Genomic DNA, 26,025 nt, shown 5'->3' with positions numbered 1-26,025 from the left:
CCGCCGTCAGCGTCGTCTTTCCGTGGTCGATATGTCCGATCGTTCCAATATTCAAGTGCGGCTTGTTACGATCAAATTTTTCCTTCGCCATAACATGTCCCTCCCGTTTGTTCTCTTCTAAATTATTCTCTTCTAATAGTTTCCACAATCTCGAAAGCACCGCCGGTTCGACAGCCGCTTTCGCTTTTTTTCAGATTCTTCCTTCAGGTTCTTACGCAGATTGATTATTCCAAACTCATCCTCTGAGGACTTTCTCCGTCACCTCAGCCGGTGCAGGTTCGTAGTGATCAAACTGCATCGTATAATTCGCCCGGCCCGAGGTCTTGCTTCTCAAATCCGTGGCGTATCCAAACATGCTGGCCAGCGGCACATAAGCTTTGATTATACGCGCGTTGGCTCTCATGTCCATCCCCTCGATGCGCCCCCTCCGGGAAGAGAGGTCGCCGATAACGTCTCCTACGTAATCCTCCGGAGTCACGACCTCCACGGACATGATGGGCTCCATCAGAATCGGGCCCGCCTTCTTCATGGCCTCCTTGAATCCCAAAGACGCCGCGATTTTGAAGGCCATTTCCGAGCTGTCCACTTCGTGATAACTGCCGTCCACCAGAGAAACCCGGATTCCAATGACGGGATACCCGCCCAGGATGCCGCTCTGAAGCGCCTCCTCCAAACCCTTCTGGACGGCCGCGATGTATTCTTTCGGAATGACGCCGCCCACGATCTTGTCCTCGAACTCGTAGCCCTTTCCTTCCGGCAGGGGCTCCACGTTGAACACCACATGACCGTACTGCCCGCGGCCGCCGGACTGGCGGATGTATTTGCCCTCTCCGGATGCCGCCTTCTGAATGGCCTCGCGGTAGGCGACCTGGGGACGGCCGACTTTTACATCCACGCCAAACTCTCTTTTCAGGCGGTCCACGATAATTTCCAGGTGCAGCTCGCCCATTCCGGAGATGATCGTCTGGCCGCTCTCCTCGTCCGTGCGCACGCGGAAGGTGGGATCCTCGTCGGCAAGGGCGATCAGGCCCTTTGAAAGTTTCATCTTGTCGCCCTGAGTGGCGGGCTCCACGGAAAGAGAAATGACCGACTCCGGGAACTCGAGGCTTTCAAGGACAATCGGATCGTTTTCCGTGCAGAGAGTATCGCCCGTCTTGGTGCCCTTGAGACTTGGCACCGCCACGATCATCCCCGCCTCCACCGCATCGATGTCCTCCCGTTTGTTGGAGTGCATGCGCATGATGCGTCCAATACGCTCTCTCTGGCCCGACGTGGGGTTGTAGACCGCGCTGCCCTTTTCCAGATGGCCGGAGTAAACCCGCAGGAAAATCAGTTTCCCAAGGAAAGGGTCCACCGCCACCTTGAAGGCCAGAGCGGTGAAGGGCTCTTCGGGGTTGCTGTGACGCTCCACGACGCTGTCCGGTTCTCCGGGCCGGGAACCCTGAATCGGAGGAAGGTCGACGGGGGAAGGAAGGTAGTCCACCACCGCGTCAAGAACCATTTCCACACCCTTGTTCTTGAAAGCGGAGCCGCAAAGCACTGGAACGGTCTTCAGGGCGATGGTGGTCTCCCGCAGAACTTTGCGGATAAGCTCGGCTCCCACTTCCCGACCCTCCAGATAGAGCGTCATGATGTCGTCGCTGAAGTCCGACAGGACCTCCACAATGGCGTCATGGCCCGCCTTGGCCGCGTCCAGCATGGCCGGCGGAACAGCCCCCGTGATGGGAGGTTGCCCCAGCTCGCGGCTGAACATGACGGCTTTCAGCTCGACGAGGTCCACCACGCCCACAAACCCGTCTTCCGCCCCGATGGGCATTTGAACGGGAATCGCGTTGGCTCCCAGTTTATCCTTCATCGCGGCGACCACAGCGTCAAAATCCGCGCCGATCCGGTCCATCTTATTGACAAAGGCGATACGGGGTACGTGGTATTTGTCGGCCTGACGCCAGACCGTTTCCGACTGGGGCTCCACGCCCCCCACTGCGCAAAAAACGGCCACCGCGCCGTCCAGCACCCGCAGGGATCGCTCCACCTCAACCGTAAAATCCACGTGGCCGGGTGTATCAATAAGGTTGATCGTATGATTTTTCCACACACATGTCGTAGCAGCGGAGGTAATGGTGATGCCCCGTTCCCTCTCCTGCTCCATCCAGTCCATGGTAGCCGCGCCCTCGTGCACTTCGCCGATCTTGTAGTTGCGCCCCGTGTAATACAGAATGCGCTCGCTCGTCGTGGTCTTGCCCGCATCGATATGGGCGGCTATACCTATATTTCTGAGTCTGGTAATATCCAAAAACCGCACCTGCCTGCTACAGCTTCCTGAAAGTTCTCAATGCCCTCGCCAGAGTCCCCGGAAATAGCTGTTTAAATTCAACTCCGCCCTACGCGCGGAGGTCCATCGTTACCAGCGGTAATGCGCGAACGCCCTGTTCGCCTCCGCCATCTTGTGCGTATCTTCGCGTTTTTTGATCGCACTGCCTTCATTTTTATAAGCATCCATCAGCTCACGCATGAGACGCTCCGCCATGGGCATCCCTTTTCTGGAACGCGCGTAAGACACAATCCAGCGAATCGAAAGAAGCTGCCCTCTCTCCGGAGTGACCTCCACCGGCACCTGATAGGTGGCGCCTCCCACTCGTCGGGGCCGCACTTCGATCTGAGGAGCCACATTCGACATGGCCTTCTCAAAAACCTCGAAGGGCTCGGCTCCCAGTTTTTCAGCCGCGCCATCCAGCGCGCCGTAGAGAATTTTCTCGGCGATGCTCTTTTTGCCGCCCTTCATCAGGCTGGTGATGAACTTCGCCACCGCCGGATTTCCAAAGCGGGTATCCGGAACGACGTCCCGTTTTCTCACATGTCCTTTACGAGGCATGGCTCAACCTCCTCAGCTTGCTTTCGGCTTACGCGCGCCGTATTTCGAACGGCTGCGTTTCCTGTTTTCCACTCCGCCGCAGTCCAGCGTGCCCCGCACGATGTGATACCGAACGCCGGGAAGGTCCTTGACACGCCCTCCGCGGACGAGAACCACGGAGTGCTCCTGCAGATTATGTCCAATACCCGGAATGTAGGACGTTATCTCTATTCCGTTGGTAAGACGGACACGCGCCACCTTTCTCAAAGCCGAGTTCGGCTTCTTAGGCGTCACGGTATACACTCTCGTACAAACACCTCTCCTCGCAGGATTTCCCTGCAGCGCCGGAGAGTCGCTCTTGCTCCGCTTCTCCGAGCGCCCGTTACGAACAAGCTGGTTAATTGTTGGCACAGAATCTCCTCCTTCTAAAATAACTCTTTTTGCACAAACCGCTTCACAATGTATTCAGATCAGGGGTGCATCAACAAACCTGCCACCGCGGCAGGCCTGTCTATGGCACAGGCTCGACCCAGCTTCAGCTTCGAATCCACCTTTTCGACTTCCACCCCCGCCGTCTTCGCTGCCTCTTCCAACTCGCCGGCTCCCGCCAAATCGCTGTCGAGAGCGATGAAGAGCTTTTTCAGGTTTTTCTTCTCCAGAGCGCGGCGAACTTCCCTCTCGCCCGCAATCCTTTCCGTCACAGCCAATTCGTTTAAAGGCATAAAAATACCCCCTGTGTACGAGACACAAAGGAGATACTACCAAAAAAAATTAATTTTTGTCAAGGCAAAATACAAGCAAAATAAGATAAAAACACGATAAAAAATTTACCTCAGCGCCGGCTTCGAGTCCGCCGCAAGCTGACCGCAGGCCGCCATAATGTCCGTTCCCTTTTCTCGCCGAACCTCAAACTCGATGTTCAGCTCCGTCAGCGCGGCGCAAAAAGCCTTTATCCGCGGTTCCGGGGAGCGTCGCACATCCTCCAGCCCGGGTCCGGGAGCGGAAATGGGGTTCCAGGGAATGAGGTTGACGTAAACCCCGAGGCCGTCCAGCAGCGCGGCCATTTCATAGGCCAGGGAAGGGTCGTCGTTGACTCCGTCGATAAGGACATATTCAATGGTGATACGCTCCCCCGTCCTCTTCTTATAATAGCGCAGCGCATCCGTCAGGGCGGTGAGAGAATATTGCCGGTTGACGGGCATCAGTCGATTTCTCAGGGTATCGTTGGGCGCGTGAAGGGACACGGAAAGGCGCAGGGGGATCTCGAAGTCGGCAACGTCCCGAATCCCCGGCGCGATGCCCGATGTGGAGAGGGTGATGTGCCGGGCTCCCAGGTTGCGCATTTTGGGATGATTGAGGGTCCGAACGCTTTCAAACACGTTCTCCCGGTTCAGCAGCGGCTCTCCCATCCCCATAAAAACCACGTTGCCGATGTCCTTCCCCAGACGCTGTTCCATGAGCAGAAACTGTCCCAGAATCTCCCCCGCGGACAGGCTGCGGACGTAACCCGACTGTCCCGTGGCGCAAAACGCGCAGGCCAGAGGACAGCCCACCTGACTGGAAAGACAGGCCGTAGTATGACCGCCATGATCCAGCAGAACAGACTCCACCCGACTGCCGTCCTCCATCTGCCACAGATATTTGCGCGTCCCGTCCCGGGATTTCTGCTCTCTGATCTGAACCGGAATTTTCAACAGCGATTCACAGGCCAGTTTTTCCCGAAGCGTTTTCGAAAGATTCGTCATACCGGCGGGGTCGAAAACCTTTTTCGCGTAGATCCACTGACATATCTGATCGGCTCTGAAACGCGGCTCCTTCCAGTGCTCCGTCACCAGTTTTTCCCATTCCCCGTACGATAAGGAAAGCGCATCGTACGCTTTGTTCTCCATTTCTCCGTTCTCCGTCCCCTCTGTCTCCCGCTTCTCTTAAATAATTTTCTCTAATTTTTAATTATATCCGTGCTCTCTACATTTTCGAAGAAATCTTTTATAATTTCAAAATCAGGGAAGCTATGGAACACGACTCTTCATTATATAACAGTATATAACAGCGAGGTGGACTATGTGGAGTTGAAAACGCAAATTCTGACTAAACTGAATCCCGTTCAGGAGCGGGGAGCCCTCAAGCGCATCATGGCGGGCATCTGCATCCTGATGACCGGCGTGGTCGTTCTCTACTGGGGCAACCGCTACATGGCCATCGTCATAGAACGACTCTCCCATCGGGAGTTTGGTCCCATGCTTTTCGGCTCCGTTTTCAGCGTTCTCATCCACGGCTCCCAGATCCTGCTGCTTCTGCTGGGGTGGGTTCTGATCGGCAACGGCGCGGGGTATTACTTCACCCAGGCGCGGATTTTCGTCAGCATCATTTTGTCCAGCGTGGGGATCTGGCTGAGCTGGATCACCTTTCCCCTTCTTCATCGCTGGCTGACCTACACCTTCCCTCTTGAAATTTACATCCTCGTTCCCCTTCTCGCGCTTTTCGAACTTCTGACGCTGCAGGTGGAGAACTGGATCGACCGGGGGGCCGCCATATCCCTGTGGGTTTACTCCCTTCAGAGCCTGGAGCTTCTTCCCGCCTTCCCCACCAGCACACAGGCCCTTTCCAATCTTTTCGAGGGCATGTACCGCTCCAACGCGGAGGTGGCCATCGCCAGCATGGCGGGGACGTCTTTGTTCCTGAGCTTTCTGGCCGGGGCCATCACCTCCACATGGCTTCTGGCCCGCTACTCCATCCGCCTCAGTCAGGTGCGGCAGCTGTGGCAGTACGCGCCCCGGCGGAAGTCCGACAGCGAAGACGGGCTGCTGGGGGTCAACATGGTGGACGTGAGAAGCCTGGTTCACGACCTGAAAAACCCTCTGGCCGCAATCAAGGCCATGGCGCTGCTGCTCAGGGAGGAAAAGGGCGGGGAGGCGGAATCGGAAAAGGCCGATGTGCTGCTCAAGGCCACCAGCTACATGGAACACATGATCAACGAAATCCTCCATGAAGATCAGCGCAGCGCCATCGTGACGGAAAAATTTTTCGACAATCTGGAAAAACACATTCACCCCTTCCCCTGGGGCGAATACGTCCACGTAACCCTGTCCCCCGACGTGAGGGAGGTTCCCCTGAAACTCAACGAAATACGCTTCATGAGGGCGCTTCTGAACGTTCTGGACAACGCCTGGCGGGCCAACCGAACCGCCGGCACCCGGGACATCGACCTCCACGTCCGGCGCAACGCTCAATTTGTGGAAATCGAGATTCTCGACAACGGGCCGGGATACGCCCCCCTGTCGAACCGGTCCGGCTGGGGCTCCACCGGGCTGGGGCTGGCTTTCGTGCGCAGGATCGTGACCGCCCACCAGGGGAACCTTCTTATCTCCTCCCGAACCGACGGAATCAGCGGCGCCAGCGTCCTGATTTCCGTCCCTGTTTCCAACGACTGACGCCAGGCCGGTTTATCCCGGAGCTCATCCGGGACTCAGGAATTTTTTCTCGGGTTCTTCCGGCGATACCAGAGCAGGTAGGCCCCGGAAAGCAGAAAAGCGACCGCAACACAGCCGAAGGTCAGGACATGGAGATACCGCGCCAGGAGTTCCTGATGCTCCCCCAGCAGATATCCCGCCAGAGTCAGAACCACAACCCACAGCCCCGCTCCCAGAGAGGTGTACAGGACGAACCGGTCGACGCGCATCCGCGCCACGCCGGCGGGAAGCGAAATATACTGCCGGATCACCGGAAGCAGACGCCCCACCAAAGTGCTGACGTGCCCGTGACGCTGGAAAAACAGCTCCGCCTTCTCCAGCGATTCCCGCGACACAAAAAAATATCTGCCGTATTTTAAAAGAAAGGGCCTGCCAAATCGAACCGCAAACCAATAATTGAAAAGAGCGCCCAGAATGCTGCCCCCCAGGCCGGAAGCGAGAACCCTCCAGAGGGACATTTCCCCCCTCCAGACGAGATACCCGGCGGGAGGCAGAACCACCTCGCTGGGAAACGGGAAGAACGAGGACTCCAGAAACATCAGCGCCACAATACCGGCATACCCCAGTTTTCCTACGGTCTCGACCAGCCATCCCGTTACGTCTTTCATGAAGGCGATCAAAGCGCCCAGGTGCAGAAGCAGAAAAACGCCCGCCCCCGCCGCCGCAAGGCACACAACGATCAGCAGGCCTTTTTTTCCCCTCGATAACTTCCCCGTCGTCACAGCCAGGCGTCCTCCAGAATTTCCCCCTCCGCCACCAGGGAGGTTCGACCCTTCAGCCAGGCGTGACAGGCGCGCCCGTCGGGAGCGAAGCTCAGGCGTACCTCGTTGACTCCCCCCGGATTGTGCACTCGAAAACGACGGGACAGCCCCCCGGCGCAGGGGACGGAGTCCGACTCCGAAACAAAGGCCAGAACGGAGGCGGCCACGCAGCCCGTTCCGCAGGACTCCGTCAGCTCCTCCACGCCTCTTTCGTAGGTCACCATCCGAATTTCATCGCCGGGAAGCCTCTCCGCAAAGGAGACGTTGCTCCCCTCGGGGAAACGCTCCGAATCGTGGGAAATCGCCCGTCCCGCCTCGGCCTTCAGCGCGGTGTCCAGCGCGTCGTAATCCTTCAGGAAAAGCACGCAGTGAGGGACGCCCACCGTCAAAAAGAAAAAGGGAAACTCCAGATCCCGAAACCTCAAAGTGCCCTGGGAAAAACTCTCCGCAAGAGAAATGTCCCCCATGTCCAGTTCGGCGTAAGGCGGCTCGACCCGCGCCCGAATCGGCCCCGCCAGGGTCGTGAAACACATGTCCTCCCCGGCCAGTTTTTTTTCGAAAGCGTAACGAGCCAGCGCCCGGGCGCCGTTGCCGCACATCTCCGCCTCGCTGCCGTCGGCGTTGAAAAGGCGCATCACAAAATCCATATCCGTTGATTCGTTCGACTTTTCCACCACAAGCAATCCGTCCGCGCCGATCGAAAATTTCCTGCGGCACAGCCGGCGGGCGAAACGGGACAGGTCCTCCGCGGAGTGACGGCCCTCTCTGTTGTCGATCACGATAAAATCATTGCCGTTGCCGTGTACTTTTGTAAACCGCGTCAAAATTATTCGTTCCTCCCCGACGGTCGTCTTTTCGTTTTCTTTCCGGTGCTTTATAATAACATCAACAGTGATAAAAAGGAGGTGTTGTTCCGTGCCGACGGAGCCCGTTGCCCTGAAGATCATTATGGAACGCGGCGCTTACCGATCCGGGTGAGGCTGCGGCTTTTACAGCCCGGAAGAGAAGGCTTCTTTTCCTCAGCAGCAAAAAAATATTCTTGCCGTCGCCGAAATTCTCCGCGCGTTGAGAACCCGCTACGGAGAGCGTCTGGATATTAACATCGTCGATCCGAGAAATATCATGGCCCTTTGGGATATTTTCCGTTTTCGCGTCCGTGCGTCCCGCCCCACATGGGTTCTGGACAACAGAAAATTCTGCGATGGAATCCCCTCCCTGGCGTCCCTGCAGGAAACCATCGACGCAAAAATCCAGAACTGACCTCCCTCGTACTTCCTGCTTTTTTACTTTTTGAAACAAAAAAACGGTTTATTATGAAATACCGGATCTTTTTCGGTATTTCATATTCCTGTTATTATTTCATGTGGCGGGTATCGGGACTTTCAGTTACAATGCAACCCGTCATTCGGAAAACTCAAAAAAGGACGTTACATTTTTTGAAACCGTACTCGAAACCGTAATGGAGGCACTACAGGCACAATGCAGGCAGACAGAATTCGCAATCTGGCAATCGTGGCTCACATCGACCACGGTAAAACCACTCTTATCGATTCCATCTTTCGGGCAGCCCAGACCTTCGGAGGGCACGCCAAAACCGTCGAGCGCGTCATGGACTCGGGCGCGCTGGAACGGGAGCGGGGCATCACCATCCGCTCCAAGCCCTGTACCGTGGAGTGGAAGGGATACCTCATCAACATCATCGACACTCCGGGACACGCCGACTTCTCCGGTGAGGTGGAGCGCATTCTCTCCACCGTCGACTCGGTCATCCTGATCGTGGACGCCAACGAGGGCCCCATGCCCCAGACTCGCTACGTCCTGAAGCACGCCCTTTCCATAGGGATGAAGCCCCTGCTGTTCATCAACAAGGTGGACCGGGAGGGGGCGGATCCTCAAAGCGCCCTCAACCATACCTTCGACCTTTTCTTCGAGCTGGGGGCCACGGACGAACAGGCGGATTTTCCGGTGCTCTACGGTTCGGGGCTGAACGGATGGGCCGTCAGAGACCTGAACAACCCCGACCGGAACAGCATGGACGACCTCTTTCAGGCCATCGTCGACTACGTGCCCGCGCCGGCGGTCAATCCCGACGCTCCCTTTCTGATGCAGGTCAGCACTCTGGCCTGGAACGAGTACGTGGGGAGAATCGGCTGCGGAAAAATTCTTCAGGGCCGAATCACAAAAGGAGAACCCTTTCTGCGCACCTCGACGACCTGGCTCTCACCGCTCCACAGCGGCGACCAGTGGAAGATCACCGGAACGGAAAACGCCAAAGTCGCGCAGCTCTGGGTGACCCGCGGCCTGGAACGGGTCGAGGTCGACGAAATCACCGCCGGCGACATCGCCTGGCTGACGGGACCGACGGAAATCGACATCGGAGACACTTTTTCCAGCCCGGAGCTGGAGGGGCATCCCCTTCCTCCTCTCTCCATCGAAGAACCCACCGTGTCCATGTTTTTTCTCGTCAACTCCGGTCCTTTCGCGGGCCGGGAGGGGCAGGCCATCACCCTGCGTCAGCTCAAGGCCCGTCTTGAGCGGGAAATGCACGTCAACGTTTCGCTGCGCATGGAGGATCTGGGGCGTCCGGACGGCGTCAAGGTCTCCGGACGGGGAGAACTGCAGCTGGGAATCCTGATCGAGGAGATGCGCCGGGAGGGGATGGAGTTTTGCATCTCGAAACCCGAGGTCATCACCGAAAACCGCGACGGTCAGCTTATGGAACCCTACGAACAGCTCATCATCGACGTGCCCGACACCCTGCAGGGCATCGTCTTCGAAAAACTGGCGAAACGGAAGGCCCGGGTCAAAAACGTGGAGAATCAGGACCGGGGCCTGCTGCGCATCGAATTTGAAATCCCCACCCGGGGACTGATCGGGTATCGCGGAGAATTTTTGACCGACACCCGGGGACTGGGTATCATGTCCAGTTGCTTCATGGGTTACGGCCCCTGGGCGGGAGAACTGAGCGGCCGGGGACGCGGGGCGCTGGTCAGCCTCGACACGGGAGAGGCCACGGCCTATCAGCTGGAAAATCTTCAGGAGCGGGGGACGCTCTTCATCTCTCCCCTGGAGCCCGTCTACAACGGCATGATCGTGGGAGAAAACAGCCGCCCCTCGGATATGCCCTGCAACCCGACCAAAAAGAAACAGCAGACCAACCATCGCTCGGCCACAAAGGAGCTGACCACGAAACTGGACGTTCCCCGCCGCATGTCCCTGGAAAAAGCCATGGAGTGGATCGAAAACGATGAGCTCGTGGAAGTGACGCCTCAGTCCGTCCGTCTGCGGAAGATCATCCTCGACGAGCAGGAACGCCGAAAAGCGGCCCGACGGACGGCGGCTTAATAAAAAAATATCTGTAATAAATATATCCGCATGAAAGGAGGGTTCCCGAAGTGAATTATGGATTGACGGGCGCCACCGGAAAGATGGGCAAAGAAATCCTGAACGTCTTCAGAGAACACTCGCTGGTTTTGGCCGTAAACAGCAAAGGAGAAGAACTCCAGGGAACGCCGCAGGTCATGGTCGATTTTTCCTCCCCCGGAGCTCTGGACCGGACCCTGGCCCTCTGCGCGAGGCATGGAGCCGCTCTGGTGATCGGCACGACGGCGCTGCAGGAGACGGACTTCACGAAACTGCGGGAATACGGCAAAACAGCCCCCGTGGTTCAGAGCTACAATTTCGCCACTGGCATAAACATCCTGAAGATCATTCTGCGCGAGTACACTCCCCTGTTTCAGGACTGGGATCTGGAAATCACGGAGACCCATCACAACAAAAAGAAGGACGCCCCGTCGGGAACGGCGATTCTCCTCAGGGACGCCACGGGCCGGGACTGCCCCACCCACTCCCTGCGTCTGGGAGGCGTTCCCGGGGATCATTCCGTCCTCTTCGCCAACGAAGGCGAGGTCGTCACCTTCAGCCATCGCTCCATCGCCCGCAGCGTTTTCGCCATTGGCGCTCTCCGGGCGGCTCTGTTCACACTGTCCGCTCCCGCGGGGTTCTACACCTTCGAGGACGTTCTGAGCGGCGTCAGCCCAAACCGAGTCAAAGGCCTGAAGTGAACGCAATTGAGTATCATTCGACAAATAACCGCCGGTTGCCGGGGGAGGATCGCATCTCTTGATTGTGCATAAATATGGAGGGTCGTCCGTGGCGACGCCGGAAAAAATACGGGCGCTGGCGGAAATTCTCAAAAAAAGGCTTCAGAACGACGATAAAATCGTCGTGATCGTTTCCGCTATGGGAAAAACCACCGACAACCTCATCGCCCTTGCGAAGGACGTGGCGGGAAGCTCGCCGGACCCGCGGGAACTGGACATGCTCCTGGTCACCGGAGAACAGGTTTCGGCCGCGCTGCTGACCATGGCCCTGAAGAGCACGGGAGTTCGCGCCATATCCCGAAACGCCTGGCAGATCGAGGTCGTCTCCACGGAATTTCACGGGGACGCCCGCATCCGGGACATCAACGCCTTGAAGCTGCTCCGGGACCTGGAGGAGTACAACGTGGTGGTGGTGACGGGGTTTCAGGGCATTTCCGACAGCGGCCACATGACCACTCTGGGACGGGGCAGCTCGGATACCCTGGCCGTGGCCATCGCCGCGAAGCTGAGGGTGGACTGCGAGATTTATTCGGACGTCGCCGGCGTCTACGCCTTCGACCCCAATAAAATTCCCGGGGTCCGAAAACTCGATTACATCCAGTACGACGAGATGCTGGAGCTGGCCGCTCTGGGCGCGAAGGTTCTGCATTCCCGGGCCGTCGAGGTGGCCAGGAGGTATAATGTGAAACTCTACTGTGGTTCTACTTTTTCTGACGAAAGGGGGACGTACGTCGTGGCTCAACTTCCTGAGTGGGTGGAACAGCCCGCGGTCACAGGGCTTGCTCTGGACAGAGACCAGACGAAATTCGCGCTGAAACGGCTGCCCCACACCGGAGACATTCTGAGCGCCCTTTTCGGAGCGTTTGCAGGAACGGCCAACGTGGACATGATCGCCGTGACGGAAGACGACATCACCTTCACGGTCAAAGATGCGGACCGAGAGCGGGTGGCCGGTCTCATCCGGCAGCACCTGGACGCTTACACGGGCTGGGAAATGGAGATCGCCGGGGGCGTGGCCAAGGTCTCCGCCGTGGGAGTCGGCATGAACACCGCAACGGGGGTGGCAGGACGATTTTTCTCCGCTCTGCGCAGGGAAAATGTCGGCGTTCTCAGCGTCACCACGTCGGACATCAACATTTCGGCGCTGCTGGAAGCCGGGGAGGCGGATCGCGCCGTGATGAGCCTCGCCGCTGAATTCGGCCTGACTTCCTGACTTCTTCAAAATAAAAAGCAGAGGGGGAAAATCCATGAATGAAACAAACATGAATGAAATGAACACGGAAGAAATTATCCGTCTGATCAAAGAATCTCCAAAACGCACTCCCGCCAGGGCCTTTGTCTCCGGCACTCTCACAGGGCTGGACTGGGGCGGGGCCAAATTCGTGGGAGGAGCGGAGTTTGGCCTTTTGTCGGGAGATTACGGCGTTATTCAGGAGCTTCTGAAAAAATACGCCGCTCAGATTACCGCCAGCGACATCGAGGTGCAGAGCAGAAATTCCGCGATTCCTCTGAAGGATCTGACGGTCTGCGAGGCCCGAATCGAGCCCGGCGCGGTCATTCGGGACAGGGTCGAAATCGGAAGGAACGCCGTCGTCATGATGGGAGCGGTCATCAACATCGGCGCGGTCATCGGCGAGGGCACCATGATCGACATGAACTGCGTCGTGGGCGGTCGGGCGCGTATCGGCGCGAAGTGCCACATCGGCGCGGGCGCCGTGGTAGCGGGAGTTGTCGAACCGGCCTCCGCCATCCCCGTGGTTATCGGCGACGGAGTGCTGGTGGGAGCGAACGCCGTCATACTGGAAGGCGTGCAGGTTGGAGCGGGAGCCGTGGTGGCCGCGGGCGCCATCGTCACCGAAAACGTCCCGGCGGGAGCCGTGGTGGCGGGGTCTCCGGCCCGGGTCGTGAAAATGGTGGACGACAAAACCGTCTCAAAAACCGCTATTGTGGAAGACCTCCGTAAACTGTAAACTTTAAATAATACTGATTGCAAACCAAAACTTCGAAACTTTCCCCCTCCCTCGCACGGGCAGGGGGATTTTTCTGACCTGCCGCGTCGTCGGCAGCGGCCTTCCGTCGGACAGGAATCCCTGTTGCCTTTCGGGTATCGGGCCGACCTGCGATATAATGACGACAGAATTTTTCTCAGATTCAGGGAGGTTTCTTCGTGAAAAAATCGAGACTTCCGGCACTGCTGGCCGCCATCACTCTGCTGTCGCTCCTTTTTCCTGCGCTTTCCCTCTCCGTGGAAACGCCGGAAGAAGTGCGGCTTTCCGCCGACAGAATGCGCTTCGACGCGCAAAGCGGTGATTTTCTCGCCACCGGCGGCGTTCTCGTCCAGGCGGAGGGACTGACTCTCATGGCGCCCCGGGGGACCGGTAACGTCCAAACCAAAGACGTCTATTTCACCGAAGGGATCGTGGCCTCCGGAGACTGGCGGGGAGACTGGATCGACCTGAAGGCGGGGGCTATCGAGCTGCACTTCGCTCAAACTCCCACGTACACGGCGGAGGGCAAAGTCGAGGGCGTCGTGGGGAAACTCTCCATCGACGCGGACAAACTTTACATGAAGGGGTCGGATATCTCCGCCCTGAACGTGCGTCGTCTGGAGGATCTGGAGGCGGGCATCGCCTTCGGGGCGGGCAGCGTGAGAGGGACTCTGACGAATGGAGTCCTGACCAGCTTCACCGCTCAAAAAAAAGTATGGCTGCAGGGGCGACCCTCTCAGAGCGGGGACATGGTGGACCTTCGCGGAGATATGGCCGTCTATTCCATCGAACGCGGAAGCGTCGTCCTGAGCGGCAACGTCCGGGCCGTCCAGAAGGGACGCACTCTCACCGCCCCGTCCCTCGTGTATTTCCCGGCCAACAACAGAGTCGAAGCCATTGGAGGCGGATACTCGGAAGCGGGCTCCGAAAAAGAGCGGGTCACCATCACCATCGATCTGAAACAGGAAAAACAGGAGAAAAAACAATGAGCGACGTTCTCCGTCCAAATGACAGGATTTTCCAGGACCGGGCCCCGGCCCCGACGCTTCGGGCTGAGGGGCTTCGAAAAAGCTACAGGGATCGCCGCGTGGTGGACGACGTGGACATCGAGGTTCAACCGGGCGAGATCGTGGGGCTTCTGGGTCCCAATGGAGCGGGAAAAACCACGTCCTTCTACATGATCGTGGGACTCATAAAACCGGACGAAGGCAGAGTGTTCATCGGCGGCGAGGACCTGACCGGCATGCCTGTCTACCGCCGTTCACGACGGGGAATCGGGTATCTGCCCCAGGAGACCTCCGTGTTCCGGAATCTGACGGTTCGGGAAAATCTGGAGCTGGTCTGCGAGGAGATGCAGCGCTCCGCGGAACATCGATTCCGTCCGAAGGAAAGCAAAGCTCTGATCGACGACCTGATGGAGCACTTCGGGATCTCCCACCTGGCGGACACAAAAGGATACGCTCTCAGCGGAGGCGAACGCCGCCGGGTGGAAATCGCCCGATCCATGCCTCTGCGTCCCGACTTCATTCTGCTGGACGAACCCTTCAGCGGCATCGACCCCATCGCCGTCAGCGACATTCAGGGCATGGTTCAGACTCTGAAGACCCAGGGGTTCGGCGTTCTTATCACAGACCACAACGTCCGCGAAACCCTTTCCATCACCGACCGGACCTACCTGATACACGACGGCCGCATCATCCTGAACGGAACTCCCGCCGAGATGATGACGAATCCGCTGGCCCGCAAATTTTACCTCGGCGACGATTTTTCCTGGTAAGCTCCGGACGAAGCGAAATCCCTCATCACTCTGCACGCCGCGACGAGGGCCTGACCAGCGGAGACGCCCTCGTCGTTGGGGGAGATGCCGCGATGGGTGAGCGCCGTGAACCCGCGTTTTTCCAGCTCGGCGCAGGTGAGGTCCAGCAACAGGCGATTCTGCCAGACCCCGCCGGAAAGAGCGACATGGCCGATCCCCGTTTTTTCTCTCAATCTGTCGCAGAGGTCGCAGATGGCCAGAGACAGCCCCCGGTGAAACGCCCCCGCTTTTTTCCCCTCGCCGCCCCCTTCGGAAACAAGCGCTTTAACGGCGCGGCGCCAGTCCAGAAAAAGAAAATCCTTCTCCTCCAAAAGCTCAAAGGGCAGAGGAGCGACCTCGTCAACCCCCTCATTTTCCAGCGCCATCGCCGCCTGCCCGTCGTAACTGGCCTTCAGGCACAGGTTCAGAAGCGCCGAGATCCCGTCGAAGAGCCGTCCGCAGGATGTGGTAACCGGCGCGGACGGCAGAATGGAGGGAATCGCCGACAACACCGGCCGCGGCACGTCGGAAGGCCGCCAAAGTTCGCGGACGATCCGCACCGCTTCTTCTCCGAAAATTTCCTGCAGAAGGGCCGCAGCGCAGCGCCAGGGCTCGCGAATCGCGCGCTCTCCCCCTAGAAGCCGAAAAGGAAAAAAGGAACCCGCGCGTCTGTAATCGCGGGCATCGCCCACCAGAAACTCCCCTCCCCATATGGTTCCGTCGTCGCCGTATCCTGTGCCGTCGAGAATGACGCCAATGACAGGGGCGGAATGAAAGGCGCAGTCCAGCAGCACCGAGGCCAGATGGGCGTGATGGTGCTGAACCGGATACAGGGCGACGTCCTCCCCGCAAAACGCTCTGGCCAGTCCCGTCGCCGTGTAGTTGGGGTGTTTATCGAAGGCCAGCACCTTCGGCTCCACCTCGTAAAGGCGGATGAAGTGCTCCAGGGAACGCCTGTAGTAGGTCGCCGTCCCCAGTTGATCCAAATCCCCCAGATACTGTCCCGGGAAGAGCATCTCCCGTCTGGTCAGGGCCCAGGTGGATTTCAGATGAGCGCCGGCGGCCAGAATGTCGGGAACGCGCCCCGCCGCGTGGGAAGAAAGAGAGATTGAATCAGAAAGAGAGACTGGATTGGGAACATAGCCGCGGGCGCGCCTTAAAAAAATGAAATTTTTACGGGAAGCCGACGGCAGTACGACGGAATCGTCGATGGGCGTGTAAATGCCACGATTGTGACAGAGCACAAAATCCACAATTCCCGAAAGGGTCGAAAAAGCCTCTTCGTTGGAGGAAACGATGGGCTCGTCGCTGAGGTTGGCGCTGGTCATAATCAGCGCGTCGAAGGTCTCCAGAAGCAGGTGATGCAGCGGCGCGTAGGGAAGCATGACGCCCAGCCGCCTCTGTCCTGGCGCAACAAAAGGAGAAACCGCCGCTCCACTTTCCGCCGGACAGAGAACGACAGGACGCTGAACTCCCGTCAGCAGCTGCTTTGCCATTGGAGTCAGCCTCACCAGCCGTTCCGCTGATTCGAGGTCTCGAGCCATCAAAGCAAAGGGTTTGTCCGGCCTTTTTTTGCGGAAACGCAGTTTTTGCACCGGTTCGTCCTCCGGCAGACAGGCGACGTGAAAACCTCCGATTCCTTTGACAGCCACAAGGGCGCCGGAAGCGATCTCCCGACCAAGACGAAGGATCGATTCATCTCCCCTGCACAGGACCCTTCCCGAGACATCCGCCAGCCAGACCTCGGGACCGCAGACGGGGCAGGCGTTGGGCTGAGCGTGATAACGCCGGTCGGCGGGGTTGTGATACTCCTCTTCGCAATCCGGACACAAAGGGAAATCGCGCATTGTGGTTCCGGGACGATCGTAAGGCAATCCCTCAATGATGGTGTAGCGGGGCCCGCAGGCCGTGCAGTTGATGAAAGGATAACGATAACGCCGATTTTTCGAATCCCGCATTTCCGCCAGACAGTCCTCGCAGACCGCGAGATCCGACGGAATCAGGACGCGCTGATCGGCGGATTTCAGGCTCTCCACAACTGAAAAATCCGAAAAGGCCCACCGGGCCACCGAAACCCAATGGACCTCCACGTTGGAAACCACCGCGGCGGAGGGCGGTTCTTCCCACAGGAGACGAATATACTCCTCCGCCACGCTGTCGTCACCTTCAAGAACGATCTCCACGCCCTTCGAGGTGTTGCGCACCGTCCCCCTCAGACCCAAAGCCCGCGCCGTTCTGACGCAGAAAGGTCGAAACCCCACGCCCTGGACGACGCCGGTTACAAGAAGATGTATCTGCCTCAAAAGTCCGTGATGCTCCTTTCGTTCCTGATCGACACCTCCTCAAACAGGCGTAAACGTCCGGCTGTCAATCTTTGTCCCGTCCGAAATCGCGACCCGCAGCGGCTTTTTCAGTTTTTGAGGATACAAACGGCCTTTGCGGGAAGAGAAAGCTTCAAATTTTCATCGGGGTTGATCTGAGAACGCCACAGACTCACAGGAGCGTTCGAAGCGCCCTCGGGCGGCGTGATGATCCCCACCGGCAGAGCATGGTGGTCCCTCCGGAAAAATTCAAAAAGCTCCCCCACACTTTTTCCGTCGAATTCCCGGGATACGTCAAAGGCCGCGAAACGATGCCCCTCGTCGGAGGCGCAGAGTATATCCTTCATAAATACCGAAATTCCGGCGTAGGCTGTGCAGGTCGCCGTCACTTCGGCAATGAGACTGTCGCAGTAAATGATGTCGTCGACTTTGGCCAGCCGGGCGTAGCGTTCATTTTCGGGGTTGAGCAGCTCAACGATTGAATAAATATCCGAATTGGCGGCTTCCACGGCCAGAGACACCAGAATGGTTTTCGCGTCGACATCGCCGCTCGCGGCTCCGGACTGATGGTCCGCCAGAATGAGAGCCGTTGCGGCTTCGGCGATGCCCGCCCGCTGAAGGGTCTCCTCGTCCGTCGGAGAACCGGCTATGAAAAATATCTCTCCCGAAGGCAGGGAGGCGGGCCTTTCGGCGGCGATAATCGAAATTTGCTTTCCTCCGGCGACCAATTCCTTCAAAATGAGCCGTCCGCGTTCGTTCCAGCCGCAGATTACCGTATGTCCGGCGTATTTGCATCTGCTCATCCCCATCATCTCCCTCAGTTTGCTTGTCATCAGGCGCTGAACGATCTCCGAGAGAACAACCCCCAGCAGCGCGACTCCCACGATGGAGAGCACGAAAACAATGACGCGGCCTGGAATCGTTTTGGGATTCGTGGCGAATTCTCCCTGCCCGATGAGCGTAAAGAGCACGGTCCACACCGCATCGTGATAGGCGCCCTGAAAGTGCATTTCCTGATACCAAACCAGCCAGGCGGAACCGAACAGCAAAACGCCAAAAGCCACCAGAACAGCCGACAGACGTTTTTTAAACTTTTTTGCAAGGTTCCTGCCCCGCCGGGCGCTCTTTACCACCTTCATAAAACGCGCGCCCATGACCTGCACCTCGATACAGCAAAGCTCGAAACCCTGAAGTTCATCTGCCGCATCGCCCTCCATTTTTTTGATGTCCCGACAAAAAATGCCGCTCCTGCGCGGCATTCGGATGGACACACTTCACATCCGGATTTACACCATATCCGGATTTACAGCAGAGAGTTTTCTCTCTATCGAACCGCCACCAGCTTCATGCTTCGATCAAAATACAGGGTGGAAACGCGTCTTCTGCCCTGGATAAGAGAAAAGACGTACGGCGAATCGAGAGAGCGCTCCGTATAGCCCCGACGTACCAGCGAGTATCCGGCGTGATCCGCCATTGCGTATACCCGATCCAGCGTTATCCCCGCCTGGCCCGCGCCAATGACGGGATTCAGAGTTTCACCCCTCAGCACGACGCGTCCTTCCTGCGGACTCGACGCTCCTCCGGCGGCGGCTCCCGTATCTCCCGGCAGAGTCCCCGCAGGGAAACCTGTAAAGGTCGTCGGAGCTTTTTTAGTGCTGAGGCTTGAAATGGCTCTCAGGTCCGTTCCCCGTCCTGAAGCGCTGGACTCTCCCGCCCCTGCACTTTCCGCCGCCCTGTTGAGAGCCGCGTTTTTTTGAGCGGTACGAGCCAAAGCCCCTCCCTCAGCGGCAAAAGCTCCCGCTGCAAAAACAAGAATAAACGCGAATGCACACAAAACCTTTTTCAGCAACTCCCCACCTCCCCCAAAATTCTTATGTCATTTTACACGATATTACTCTTTTATTGTTCTGTTTTATTTCAATTATAGCCCCAATGTATCGCATCCGATAATTTTTTAATCCAGAAAATCTTTCAATTTTCTGCTCCGGCTGGGGTGTCGAAGTTTGCGCAGGGCCTTCGCTTCGATCTGACGAATGCGCTCCCGGGTGACGCCGAATTTCCGTCCGACCTCTTCCAGCGTATAGGAATGTCCGTCCTCCAGGCCGAACCGGTAGTGCAGAACTTCCCGCTCCCGGGTAGAGAGAGCGCCCAGCATGTCCTCAATCTGTTCATGCAGCAAATGTCCAGCCGCAGCCTCGTCGGGGCTGGGCAGGTCCCGATCCTCAATGAAATCTCCCAGCTGACTGTCCTCTTCCTCTCCTATGGGCGTTTCGAGAGACACGGGCAGTTGGGCGATTCTGCGAATTTCCTCCACTCGGGAGGGGTCGATCTCCATCTCGGACGAAATTTCCTCATCCGTGGGTTCCCGCCCCAGACGCTGCACAAGCTGCCGGGAAATGCGCACCATTTTGTTGATCGTCTCCACCATGTGAACGGGAACGCGAATCGTACGAGCCTGGTCGGCAATCGCCCGGGTAATGGCCTGACGTATCCACCAGGTCGCGTAGGTGCTGAACTTGAACCCTTTGCGGTAGTCGAATTTTTCCACCGCCCGGATCAGGCCCAGGTTCCCCTCCTGGATCAGGTCCAGAAAGAGCATTCCTCTGCCGATGTATTTTTTCGCGATGCTGACCACCAGACGCAGGTTCGCGTCGATGAGCTTCTGCTTGGCCTGAGCTTTGCCTTCCTCCATCTGACGGGCCAGAGTCACTTCTTCTTCCGCCGTCAGCAAAGCGACTTTTCCAATTTCCCGAAGATACATACGCACGGGATCCGTAAGGGGAATGTCATCCAGCTTCCCTATATCGGGGTCGAAGGAGGGCAGCAGCTCTTCTCCCATCGCGACCGTCGTTTGAATCTTGTTTCTGTTTTCTTCCTCAATAACCTCTATACCCAGTTCCTGAAGGTTGTTCAGAATGTTGTCGAGCATGTCGGAGTTCCACGTATCCACGGGAATATGACGCTCTATATCCTGATGCGTGACGAACCCCCGCCCCTGTCCTTCGTGTACGAGATTGCGGACCTTCCCCAGATACTCGACAGCCTCGGTCTTAGAGGTATCCGGCCTTGCCGCGCCTGCATTTTGTTCCTGCACGGTTATATCCTCCATATGTTCTAATTTTGTAAAATTAGTGAGGAATTATAGCACTTATAACCTCAAATTCATACCTAAAAAGGGCGGGAATGGCATTTCCGGCGACGGCCCCACCATCCGGCGCGTCTCGGGAAATTCCATTTCATAGAGCAGACGACTGATCTGAAGTTTCAGCGGATCGTCCGTTTCATAGGCCATATGAAAACGTCTGTAACCAAACTTTTCCGCAAAATAAACAACTTCTGATCGATCAAGGTTTTTTTCCTCGGAGAGCATCGTCTCGAAATCGGTCAGAAATTCTTCCTCATTGAACAAAATAGCATCGCTGATCACAACGATAACTTTGATATTGTCCAGCAAAAAACTTTTATTCCACAGAGAACAGAACGCTATCCCCGCCCTCACCTGACTTTCCTCCGTCAGCTTACGGCAAAGCAGTTCTTCCATTTTTTCGGAATACCCCAACAGCATCATAAAACCCAGGGTGACGCTGTTTGGCCTGTCATACCTGTAAAAATTCTCACGCATCAAACTGCCCACATTGCCGCTGAACATGGAGCTTATGAGAAAAAATTCGCTTTCCATCCCCAGACACAACTCGGCTATTTTTCTAAGCCGGGGGCTGTGCAACAGATTTATCGAAATCGGTTTGTAATCCACTCCAAACGGAAACCACGATACAACCTCAAGATCGAGATCTGAACTCCAATAACGCAACAAAAAGATCCCTCATCGCTCTAAAAACATATTTTTTGTATCAGGACACCTTCGCCTTTTCTTCGTGTCCTTCCTTGATAATTTTGATGACATATTCCACCAGCTGGGAGATTTCCGGCTTGGTGATCTGATATCTCGCCCCCACGCTGGCCGCCTTCGCCTTGATGTCCGCCGCCATGATGGAAGAAAATACGATTATCGGAAGATCCCGCGTCGTCTCTTTTTCCTTCAGACGCCTCGTGAGAGCCAGCCCGTCCAGACGCGGCATCTCCACGTCCGTAATCAGCATATCGAACTTTTCTCCCTCTTCCGCGATTTTGTCGTAGGCTTCCTTGCCGTCGGCGCAAAGCACGAGGTTCGTAAATCCGCCCGTCGCCAGGGAGTCCCGAATCTGCGTACGAATCAGAGGAGAATCCTCCGCCACGATAATGCGGTAGCTCGCCGGGTCACCAATCCCTTCAACCAGGTCCTTCACAACGGAAGGGTCCAGCTTCTGCTGCATGACGAAATGCGGACTGATCGTCTGCACGATCGCCTCGTAGTCCAGCAGCAGGACGTTCCGCGCATCGCGCTTGATGACGTACAGAATCCACTCGCCCAGGTATTTACCGGTCAGAGACGAATCCAGATCCTCTGAATTGATGCGATAGATACGCTCCACCGCGTCAACCACAAATCCCAGTTTCACTTCATTGAACTCGGCAATGATCACTTTGCACTGCTCCACCGGCGTGTCGGATTTGATGCCCAAAAACACACGAAGATCCACCATGGGAAGAATTTCGCCTCGAACGGAAGTGATCCCGCTCATGGCGTGAGGACTCTCCGGAATGACCCTGCATCCCGGCCATCTCAATATCTCTCGCGTTTTGTCCACGTTGATGGCAAAGGACTGCTCTCCAAGGAAGAATACGACAACCTGCCATTCGTTCGTCCCAACTTCTGTAATAACTTTTTTAACTTCCTGCATCAGAAATCCCTCGCTTCTTCACGCTGTTCGGGGATAAAGTCTACGCCCCCTCCACGCCGGTTTCATTTCTTACTTAATTCTCACTGTCTTCTGCATGATACATCACCCGCCTCAAAGCGGCAACAGAAAACAATGAAGATAATGATGACGGGTTTTGCTCAAACATCCCTCGCGGAATACCGCGGCGCGTCAGAACAGGGGCAGACCCCGCGCTTTCCGCGTTTGAACGTACCCAATGACGACCAGCACCACAAGGCCGGCAAAGTCGGATTTCCAGCCCGGAATCATGAGCCCCAGAGCTCCCGCGAAAGCGATGATTCTCAGAATCCAGTGCAGGGACGCCCTGTAAAAACCTATCGTGGCCATGCCAAGAAGAAAAACGCCCACCAGAGCCGTTACGGCGGCCTGAGCGAACTCCAGCCCCTGGAAGTTCTCCAGAACCAGGATCGGGCTGTAGGCGTAAATGTAAGGAACGAGGAATCCCGCCAGAGCCAGTTTGGTGGCCGTCACTCCCGTTTTCATGGGGTCGGCCTTCGCTATTCCCGCTCCGGCGTAGGCCGCCAGCGCCACCGGAGGCGTCAGGTCGGCGGCGATTCCGAAGTACAGCACAAACATATAGGCCGCCATGGGAGGAACATTCATCTGGATCAGGGCGGGAGCGGCCATGGTGCTCGTCACAATGAAATTCGCAGTCGTCGGCAGTCCCATTCCCAAAATGATGGAAGCGACCATGGTGAAGGCCAGCGTCAGCAGTTTGCTGCCTCCCGCCAGGGTCACGATGGCGTGGGCCAGCTTCAGCCCCAGTCCGGTAAGGGTCGCCGTGCCGATGACAATGCCCACTGTGGCGCAGGCGCAGGCCACTCCCAGAGCGCTGCGGGCACCGTTTTCAAGACCCGCCCATAATTTTTTCGGGGTCAGCCAGGTGTCCCGACGGGCATAAGAGGTCACGATTGTCAGAAGAATGCCATAAAACGCGGACTTCAAAGGCGTGTACCCCGACACAAGGAAGTAAACGATGCCGAGGAGAGGCAGCAGAAGGTATCCATGCTCCAGAATCAGTTTTTTCAGAACGGGAAGCTGGCTTCTCGATAGCCCTTTCAGGCCGAGGCGCGTCGCCTCGAAGTGCACCTGAATGAGAACGGCGATGTAGTACAGCAGGGCCGGAATGATCGCCGCCAACGCCACGTCGATATAGGGCACGCCCATCGTCTGCGCCATGATGAAGGCCGCCGCTCCCATAACGGGCGGCATGATCTGTCCGCCGGTGGAGGCCACGGCTTCCACGGCTCCGGCAAAATAGGACTCGTATCCCACGCTCTTCATCAGGGGGATGGTGAACATCCCGGTCGTGCAGACGTTGGCAACGGAGGAGCCGGAGATCATTCCCATAATGCCGGAACTGACCACCGCCACCTTGGCGGGGCCTCCCGCCGACCATCCGGCCAGCGCCATGGAAAGGTCGATGATATATTTGCCCAACCCCGTCTGTTCCACGATCGTTCCAAAGAGAACGAACATGAAAACGAACGTGGCCGAAACCGACAGGGGCGCTCCAAAAACGCCCTCCGTCCCAAGGTACATGTGATTGATGATGCGATAGAAGTTATACCCCCGATGCTGAAAAATCGAGGGGACGTACTGCCCGAAATAACAGTAGAAGAGAAAGAAAATCGCAATGACGGGAAGAACGGGATTGGACACGCGCCGCGTCGCCTCCAGAACGATGAGAATTCCCGTGAATCCCACGATCAGGTCCAGGGTGTTGGGCATTCCCGCCCGGCTCAGCATCGCGTGAAACTGAAAAACCATATAGAGGGTAACAAAGGCGCTTACACCGGCCAGAATCCAGTCATACCACGGAACATTTTTCCTCGTGCTCTTCGACGTCATGGGATAAAGCAGAAACACCAGCACAAGGACAAAGGCCAGATGGATGGAACGCTGCCACATCTCCAGCAGCAGGCCAAAGGCCGACGTGTACAGATGAAAGCAGGACATGACCACCGCGATAACGCTGATCAGTACCTTCGTCCAGTTCTCGGGAGTCCGAAATCGCGACTCGCTGTCATACTGTCTCTTGATCGCCTCTACATCAATCTCCGGAGACGTTTCCTGAATGATATGCTCCTGCTCTGTCATGCTGCGACCTCCTTCTGCGTTCTCGCCCCCGTCATGGAAGCAGCCCATGAGTTCTCTCTCTCAGAATTGGGAAAGGCCTCTTCTGATTCGCTTATTATACAATTTATCTCGGTCGTGTGCGCAACGTCAAAAGCCGCCCCTCGAAAAGTTCGTAAAGCGCGATTTTTCGACGGGAGGGCAAAGTGAGAATGTTGCGCCCGATCTCCGCGGTTCCCACCCGATAACGAACGGAGCTGAAAGCCCGCCCTCCGCCAATATATCGATACCAGGGAGGCTGATGAAGAAAGCGTCCGTTGACGGGGGCCTCCGTCGGCAGCCCGGCGTTGGTGGACTGGGTGCGCTCTTCCCAGAGCCTCAGGGCGTTTCCCGTTACATAGTAAACGTCGACCACAGGGCAGAGCTGCACGGAATGGATGTACTCCGTTGAAAAGGTCTCCCCCACATAGATCGGGAAGGACAACACCGCCCGCCCGTCTTTTTCGGCAAGCTCCACATGGCTGACGGGACAGATGCAGCAAAACAACAGCGACAGCCCCAGAACGGCGATCCAGAGGGTACGCATCCGATTGCCTCCGTTTCAGCGGAGCGTCTCGATGATTCTCATCCAGTTGCCGTGAAGAATCTTCTCTCCGATTTCCCCCGGAAAGGCGGTTTTTACGGCCTCGATGAACGGAACGGTTTCCCTGTAATTTCGAAAAACGCTGAGGTCCCGCTCGTCCTCGGGCTTGCTGAATTCGCAGAGGTCGAATCCAAACCCCACGTGGTCCTCGCCCGCGATCTCGACGATGTGCCGCGCGTGGTCCAGCAGCCCCTCCCAGGCCCGGCGTCCTTCGGGGACCTGAAGAGCCGGCGGGGAGTCGAGGTCGGGACGCTCCGAATCTTCGTAAGGCCAGACGAAGTGCAGCATGTTGTTGAGCCCCATCACCCCTCCACGGGCGGCGAGGGCCCGGATCTGGTCGTCGGTGAGGTTGCGCGCCGAGCCGCAAAGCGCGCGGGCGTTGGAATGGGAGGCGATGAAGGGGCGGGAGGCAAACGTCAGCATGTCGGAAAAGCCCGCGTCGTTCAGGTGGCTGACGTCGATGATCATCCCAAGACGCTGAGCCTCCTCCACAAGGACGACGCCGAAGGGGGTCAGCCCTCCCGTCGTCCCTTCCCTCATTGGGCGGAAATGGCAGCCGTCGGCGGCCTGGTTGCGGCGGCTCCAGGCAAGTCCAAGGAAACGAACCCCCAGTTCGTAAAAGACCCGGAGCAGAACCAGATCGCTGCCCAGAGGGTCGGCCCCTTCGAGGGAAAGAAGCAGCGCAGTCCTTCCCGCTTCCACAGTCTGCTTCACTTCTTCGACGTTCCGGCAGAGAGAGAAAAGCCCCGGCGATTCCTCCATTTCACAGTGCAGCATGCCCACCTGATCGAGAGCCACCCGCAGGGCCATCTCCGGCACGTAGTCGTTCGACACGAAGAGAGAGCAGATCAGAACGTTGACCCCCGCTGTTCGGAGATCGCTGAGATAAAAACGCTCGATCACCTTTCGCTCGCCTTTTCGCCGAAGGCGAAACACGTCATTTAAAAGATCGTAATGCGCGTCCACCACGCAGGGTTTGGAAAATTTCACCGTTTTCACATCCCCGTAAAAATTTCCAATAAAAATCCCAAAATAATCCAGTTATTATACCCCGGAGACGACCTGAAAAGTGTGATATTCAAACCAGCGGTTTTCCGTTCAGCTCACCGGGATTTTCTGTGAGGTGCTTCCAGTATTTTCGGGGCATGTGGTTGCGCTGGCATTTGTAATTCAGGCGTTCCCGCGTGGTTGTGGCGC

At 57.1% G+C, this 26,025-nt stretch carries 26 protein-coding genes; 8 read left to right on the top strand and 18 right to left on the bottom strand.

Features of this window, described 5'->3' with window-relative positions; genetic code table 11:
• The 6 genes from LBR61_01715 to rlmN all read right to left on the bottom strand — a co-directional run.
• On the bottom strand, positions 1-91 hold a 91-nt coding region (locus tag LBR61_01715; GenBank protein ID MDR1730790.1), incomplete at its 3' end, for a hypothetical protein.
• A gap of 144 nt (positions 92-235) precedes the next feature.
• A complete protein-coding gene (fusA, locus tag LBR61_01710) occupies positions 236-2,302 on the bottom strand; it encodes an elongation factor G (GenBank protein ID MDR1730789.1) in 2,067 nt (688 codons plus the stop codon).
• 99 nt (positions 2,303-2,401) lie between these two features.
• A complete protein-coding gene (gene rpsG, locus LBR61_01705; GenBank protein ID MDR1730788.1) occupies positions 2,402-2,872 on the bottom strand; it encodes a 30S ribosomal protein S7 in 471 nt (156 codons plus the stop codon).
• Positions 2,873-2,884: 12 nt separating this feature from the next.
• Positions 2,885-3,262: a 30S ribosomal protein S12 gene (gene rpsL, locus LBR61_01700; protein ID MDR1730787.1), complete on the bottom strand. Its 378-nt coding sequence runs from the start codon at positions 3,260-3,262 to the stop codon at positions 2,885-2,887.
• Between the two features lie 59 nt (positions 3,263-3,321).
• Positions 3,322-3,573, bottom strand: coding sequence for a ribosomal L7Ae/L30e/S12e/Gadd45 family protein (locus LBR61_01695; protein ID MDR1730786.1), 252 nt, complete (start codon positions 3,571-3,573; stop codon positions 3,322-3,324).
• A gap of 105 nt (positions 3,574-3,678) precedes the next feature.
• Positions 3,679-4,740 (bottom strand): 23S rRNA (adenine(2503)-C(2))-methyltransferase RlmN, encoded by a 1,062-nt coding sequence (rlmN, locus tag LBR61_01690; GenBank protein MDR1730785.1) that lies wholly within the window; start codon positions 4,738-4,740, stop codon positions 3,679-3,681.
• A gap of 174 nt (positions 4,741-4,914) precedes the next feature.
• Here rlmN and LBR61_01685 point away from each other — a divergent pair, with 174 nt between their 5' ends.
• On the top strand, positions 4,915-6,282 hold the full coding sequence (locus LBR61_01685) for a HAMP domain-containing histidine kinase (GenBank protein MDR1730784.1): 1,368 nt from the start codon (positions 4,915-4,917) through the stop codon (positions 6,280-6,282).
• Between the two features lie 35 nt (positions 6,283-6,317).
• Here the strand turns inward: LBR61_01685 and LBR61_01680 are convergent, their stop codons facing one another.
• Positions 6,318-6,929, bottom strand: a complete 612-nt coding sequence (locus LBR61_01680; GenBank protein ID MDR1730783.1) for a DedA family protein — start codon at positions 6,927-6,929, stop codon at positions 6,318-6,320.
• 110 nt (positions 6,930-7,039) lie between these two features.
• Positions 7,040-7,906 carry a diaminopimelate epimerase gene (gene dapF, locus LBR61_01675; GenBank protein ID MDR1730782.1) on the bottom strand — a complete coding sequence of 289 codons (867 nt, stop codon included), beginning with the start codon at positions 7,904-7,906 and terminating at the stop codon, positions 7,040-7,042.
• Between the two features lie 241 nt (positions 7,907-8,147).
• Here dapF and LBR61_01670 point away from each other — a divergent pair, with 241 nt between their 5' ends.
• The 7 genes from LBR61_01670 (at position 8,148) to lptB (ending at position 14,950) form a co-directional block, all read left to right on the top strand.
• A complete protein-coding gene (locus tag LBR61_01670) occupies positions 8,148-8,342 on the top strand; it encodes a hypothetical protein (GenBank protein ID MDR1730781.1) in 195 nt (64 codons plus the stop codon).
• Positions 8,343-8,561: 219 nt separating this feature from the next.
• A complete protein-coding gene (typA, locus tag LBR61_01665; GenBank protein ID MDR1730780.1) occupies positions 8,562-10,427 on the top strand; it encodes a translational GTPase TypA in 1,866 nt (621 codons plus the stop codon).
• 50 nt (positions 10,428-10,477) lie between these two features.
• Positions 10,478-11,146 carry a 4-hydroxy-tetrahydrodipicolinate reductase gene (locus tag LBR61_01660; protein ID MDR1730779.1) on the top strand — a complete coding sequence of 223 codons (669 nt, stop codon included), beginning with the start codon at positions 10,478-10,480 and terminating at the stop codon, positions 11,144-11,146.
• A 64-nt stretch (positions 11,147-11,210) separates the two neighbouring features.
• Positions 11,211-12,398 (top strand): aspartate kinase, encoded by a 1,188-nt coding sequence (locus tag LBR61_01655; GenBank protein MDR1730778.1) that lies wholly within the window; start codon positions 11,211-11,213, stop codon positions 12,396-12,398.
• 58 nt (positions 12,399-12,456) lie between these two features.
• Positions 12,457-13,155: a 2,3,4,5-tetrahydropyridine-2,6-dicarboxylate N-acetyltransferase gene (dapD, locus tag LBR61_01650; protein ID MDR1730777.1), complete on the top strand. Its 699-nt coding sequence runs from the start codon at positions 12,457-12,459 to the stop codon at positions 13,153-13,155.
• Between the two features lie 197 nt (positions 13,156-13,352).
• Entirely contained in the window at positions 13,353-14,162 is an 810-nt protein-coding gene (locus LBR61_01645; protein ID MDR1730776.1) for a hypothetical protein, read from the top strand.
• A complete protein-coding gene (gene lptB, locus LBR61_01640; protein ID MDR1730775.1) occupies positions 14,159-14,950 on the top strand; it encodes an LPS export ABC transporter ATP-binding protein in 792 nt (263 codons plus the stop codon). The genes LBR61_01645 and lptB overlap by 4 nt, the downstream gene beginning before the upstream one ends.
• Here the strand turns inward: lptB and hypF are convergent.
• The 10 genes from hypF to LBR61_01590 all read right to left on the bottom strand — a co-directional run bounded on the left by hypF (position 14,923) and on the right by LBR61_01590 (position 26,002).
• Positions 14,923-17,271 carry a carbamoyltransferase HypF gene (gene hypF / locus LBR61_01635; GenBank protein MDR1730774.1) on the bottom strand — a complete coding sequence of 783 codons (2,349 nt, stop codon included), beginning with the start codon at positions 17,269-17,271 and terminating at the stop codon, positions 14,923-14,925. The genes lptB and hypF overlap by 28 nt on opposite strands.
• Positions 17,272-17,378: 107 nt before the next feature.
• Entirely contained in the window at positions 17,379-18,548 is a 1,170-nt protein-coding gene (locus tag LBR61_01630; protein ID MDR1730773.1) for an NAD-binding protein, read from the bottom strand.
• Positions 18,549-18,613: 65 nt separating this feature from the next.
• Complete coding sequence (locus LBR61_01625; protein ID MDR1730772.1) at positions 18,614-19,138, bottom strand: hypothetical protein; 525 nt, start codon at positions 19,136-19,138, stop codon at positions 18,614-18,616.
• Positions 19,139-19,243: 105 nt separating this feature from the next.
• A complete protein-coding gene (gene rpoD / locus LBR61_01620; protein MDR1730771.1) occupies positions 19,244-20,398 on the bottom strand; it encodes an RNA polymerase sigma factor RpoD in 1,155 nt (384 codons plus the stop codon).
• Between the two features lie 39 nt (positions 20,399-20,437).
• Complete coding sequence (locus LBR61_01615) at positions 20,438-20,968, bottom strand: hypothetical protein (protein MDR1730770.1); 531 nt, start codon at positions 20,966-20,968, stop codon at positions 20,438-20,440.
• A gap of 172 nt (positions 20,969-21,140) precedes the next feature.
• Positions 21,141-22,070 (bottom strand): chemotaxis protein, encoded by a 930-nt coding sequence (locus LBR61_01610; GenBank protein ID MDR1730769.1) that lies wholly within the window; start codon positions 22,068-22,070, stop codon positions 21,141-21,143.
• Between the two features lie 189 nt (positions 22,071-22,259).
• On the bottom strand, positions 22,260-24,209 hold the full coding sequence (locus LBR61_01605) for a TRAP transporter permease (protein MDR1730768.1): 1,950 nt from the start codon (positions 24,207-24,209) through the stop codon (positions 22,260-22,262).
• Positions 24,210-24,312: 103 nt separating this feature from the next.
• Entirely contained in the window at positions 24,313-24,771 is a 459-nt protein-coding gene (locus LBR61_01600) for a DUF1850 domain-containing protein (protein MDR1730767.1), read from the bottom strand.
• A gap of 15 nt (positions 24,772-24,786) precedes the next feature.
• Positions 24,787-25,818 (bottom strand): dipeptidase, encoded by a 1,032-nt coding sequence (locus LBR61_01595; GenBank protein MDR1730766.1) that lies wholly within the window; start codon positions 25,816-25,818, stop codon positions 24,787-24,789.
• An 88-nt stretch (positions 25,819-25,906) separates the two neighbouring features.
• Complete coding sequence (locus LBR61_01590) at positions 25,907-26,002, bottom strand: hypothetical protein (protein ID MDR1730765.1); 96 nt, start codon at positions 26,000-26,002, stop codon at positions 25,907-25,909.
• Positions 26,003-26,025: the final 23 nt, after the last annotated feature.

The sequence above is a fragment of the Synergistaceae bacterium genome (assembly GCA_031272035.1).
GTDB lineage: Bacteria > Synergistota > Synergistia > Synergistales > Aminobacteriaceae > JAISSA01.
The sequence above is the reverse complement of the archived record's forward strand: the minus strand, read 5'-3'. Positions and strand labels throughout refer to the sequence as shown.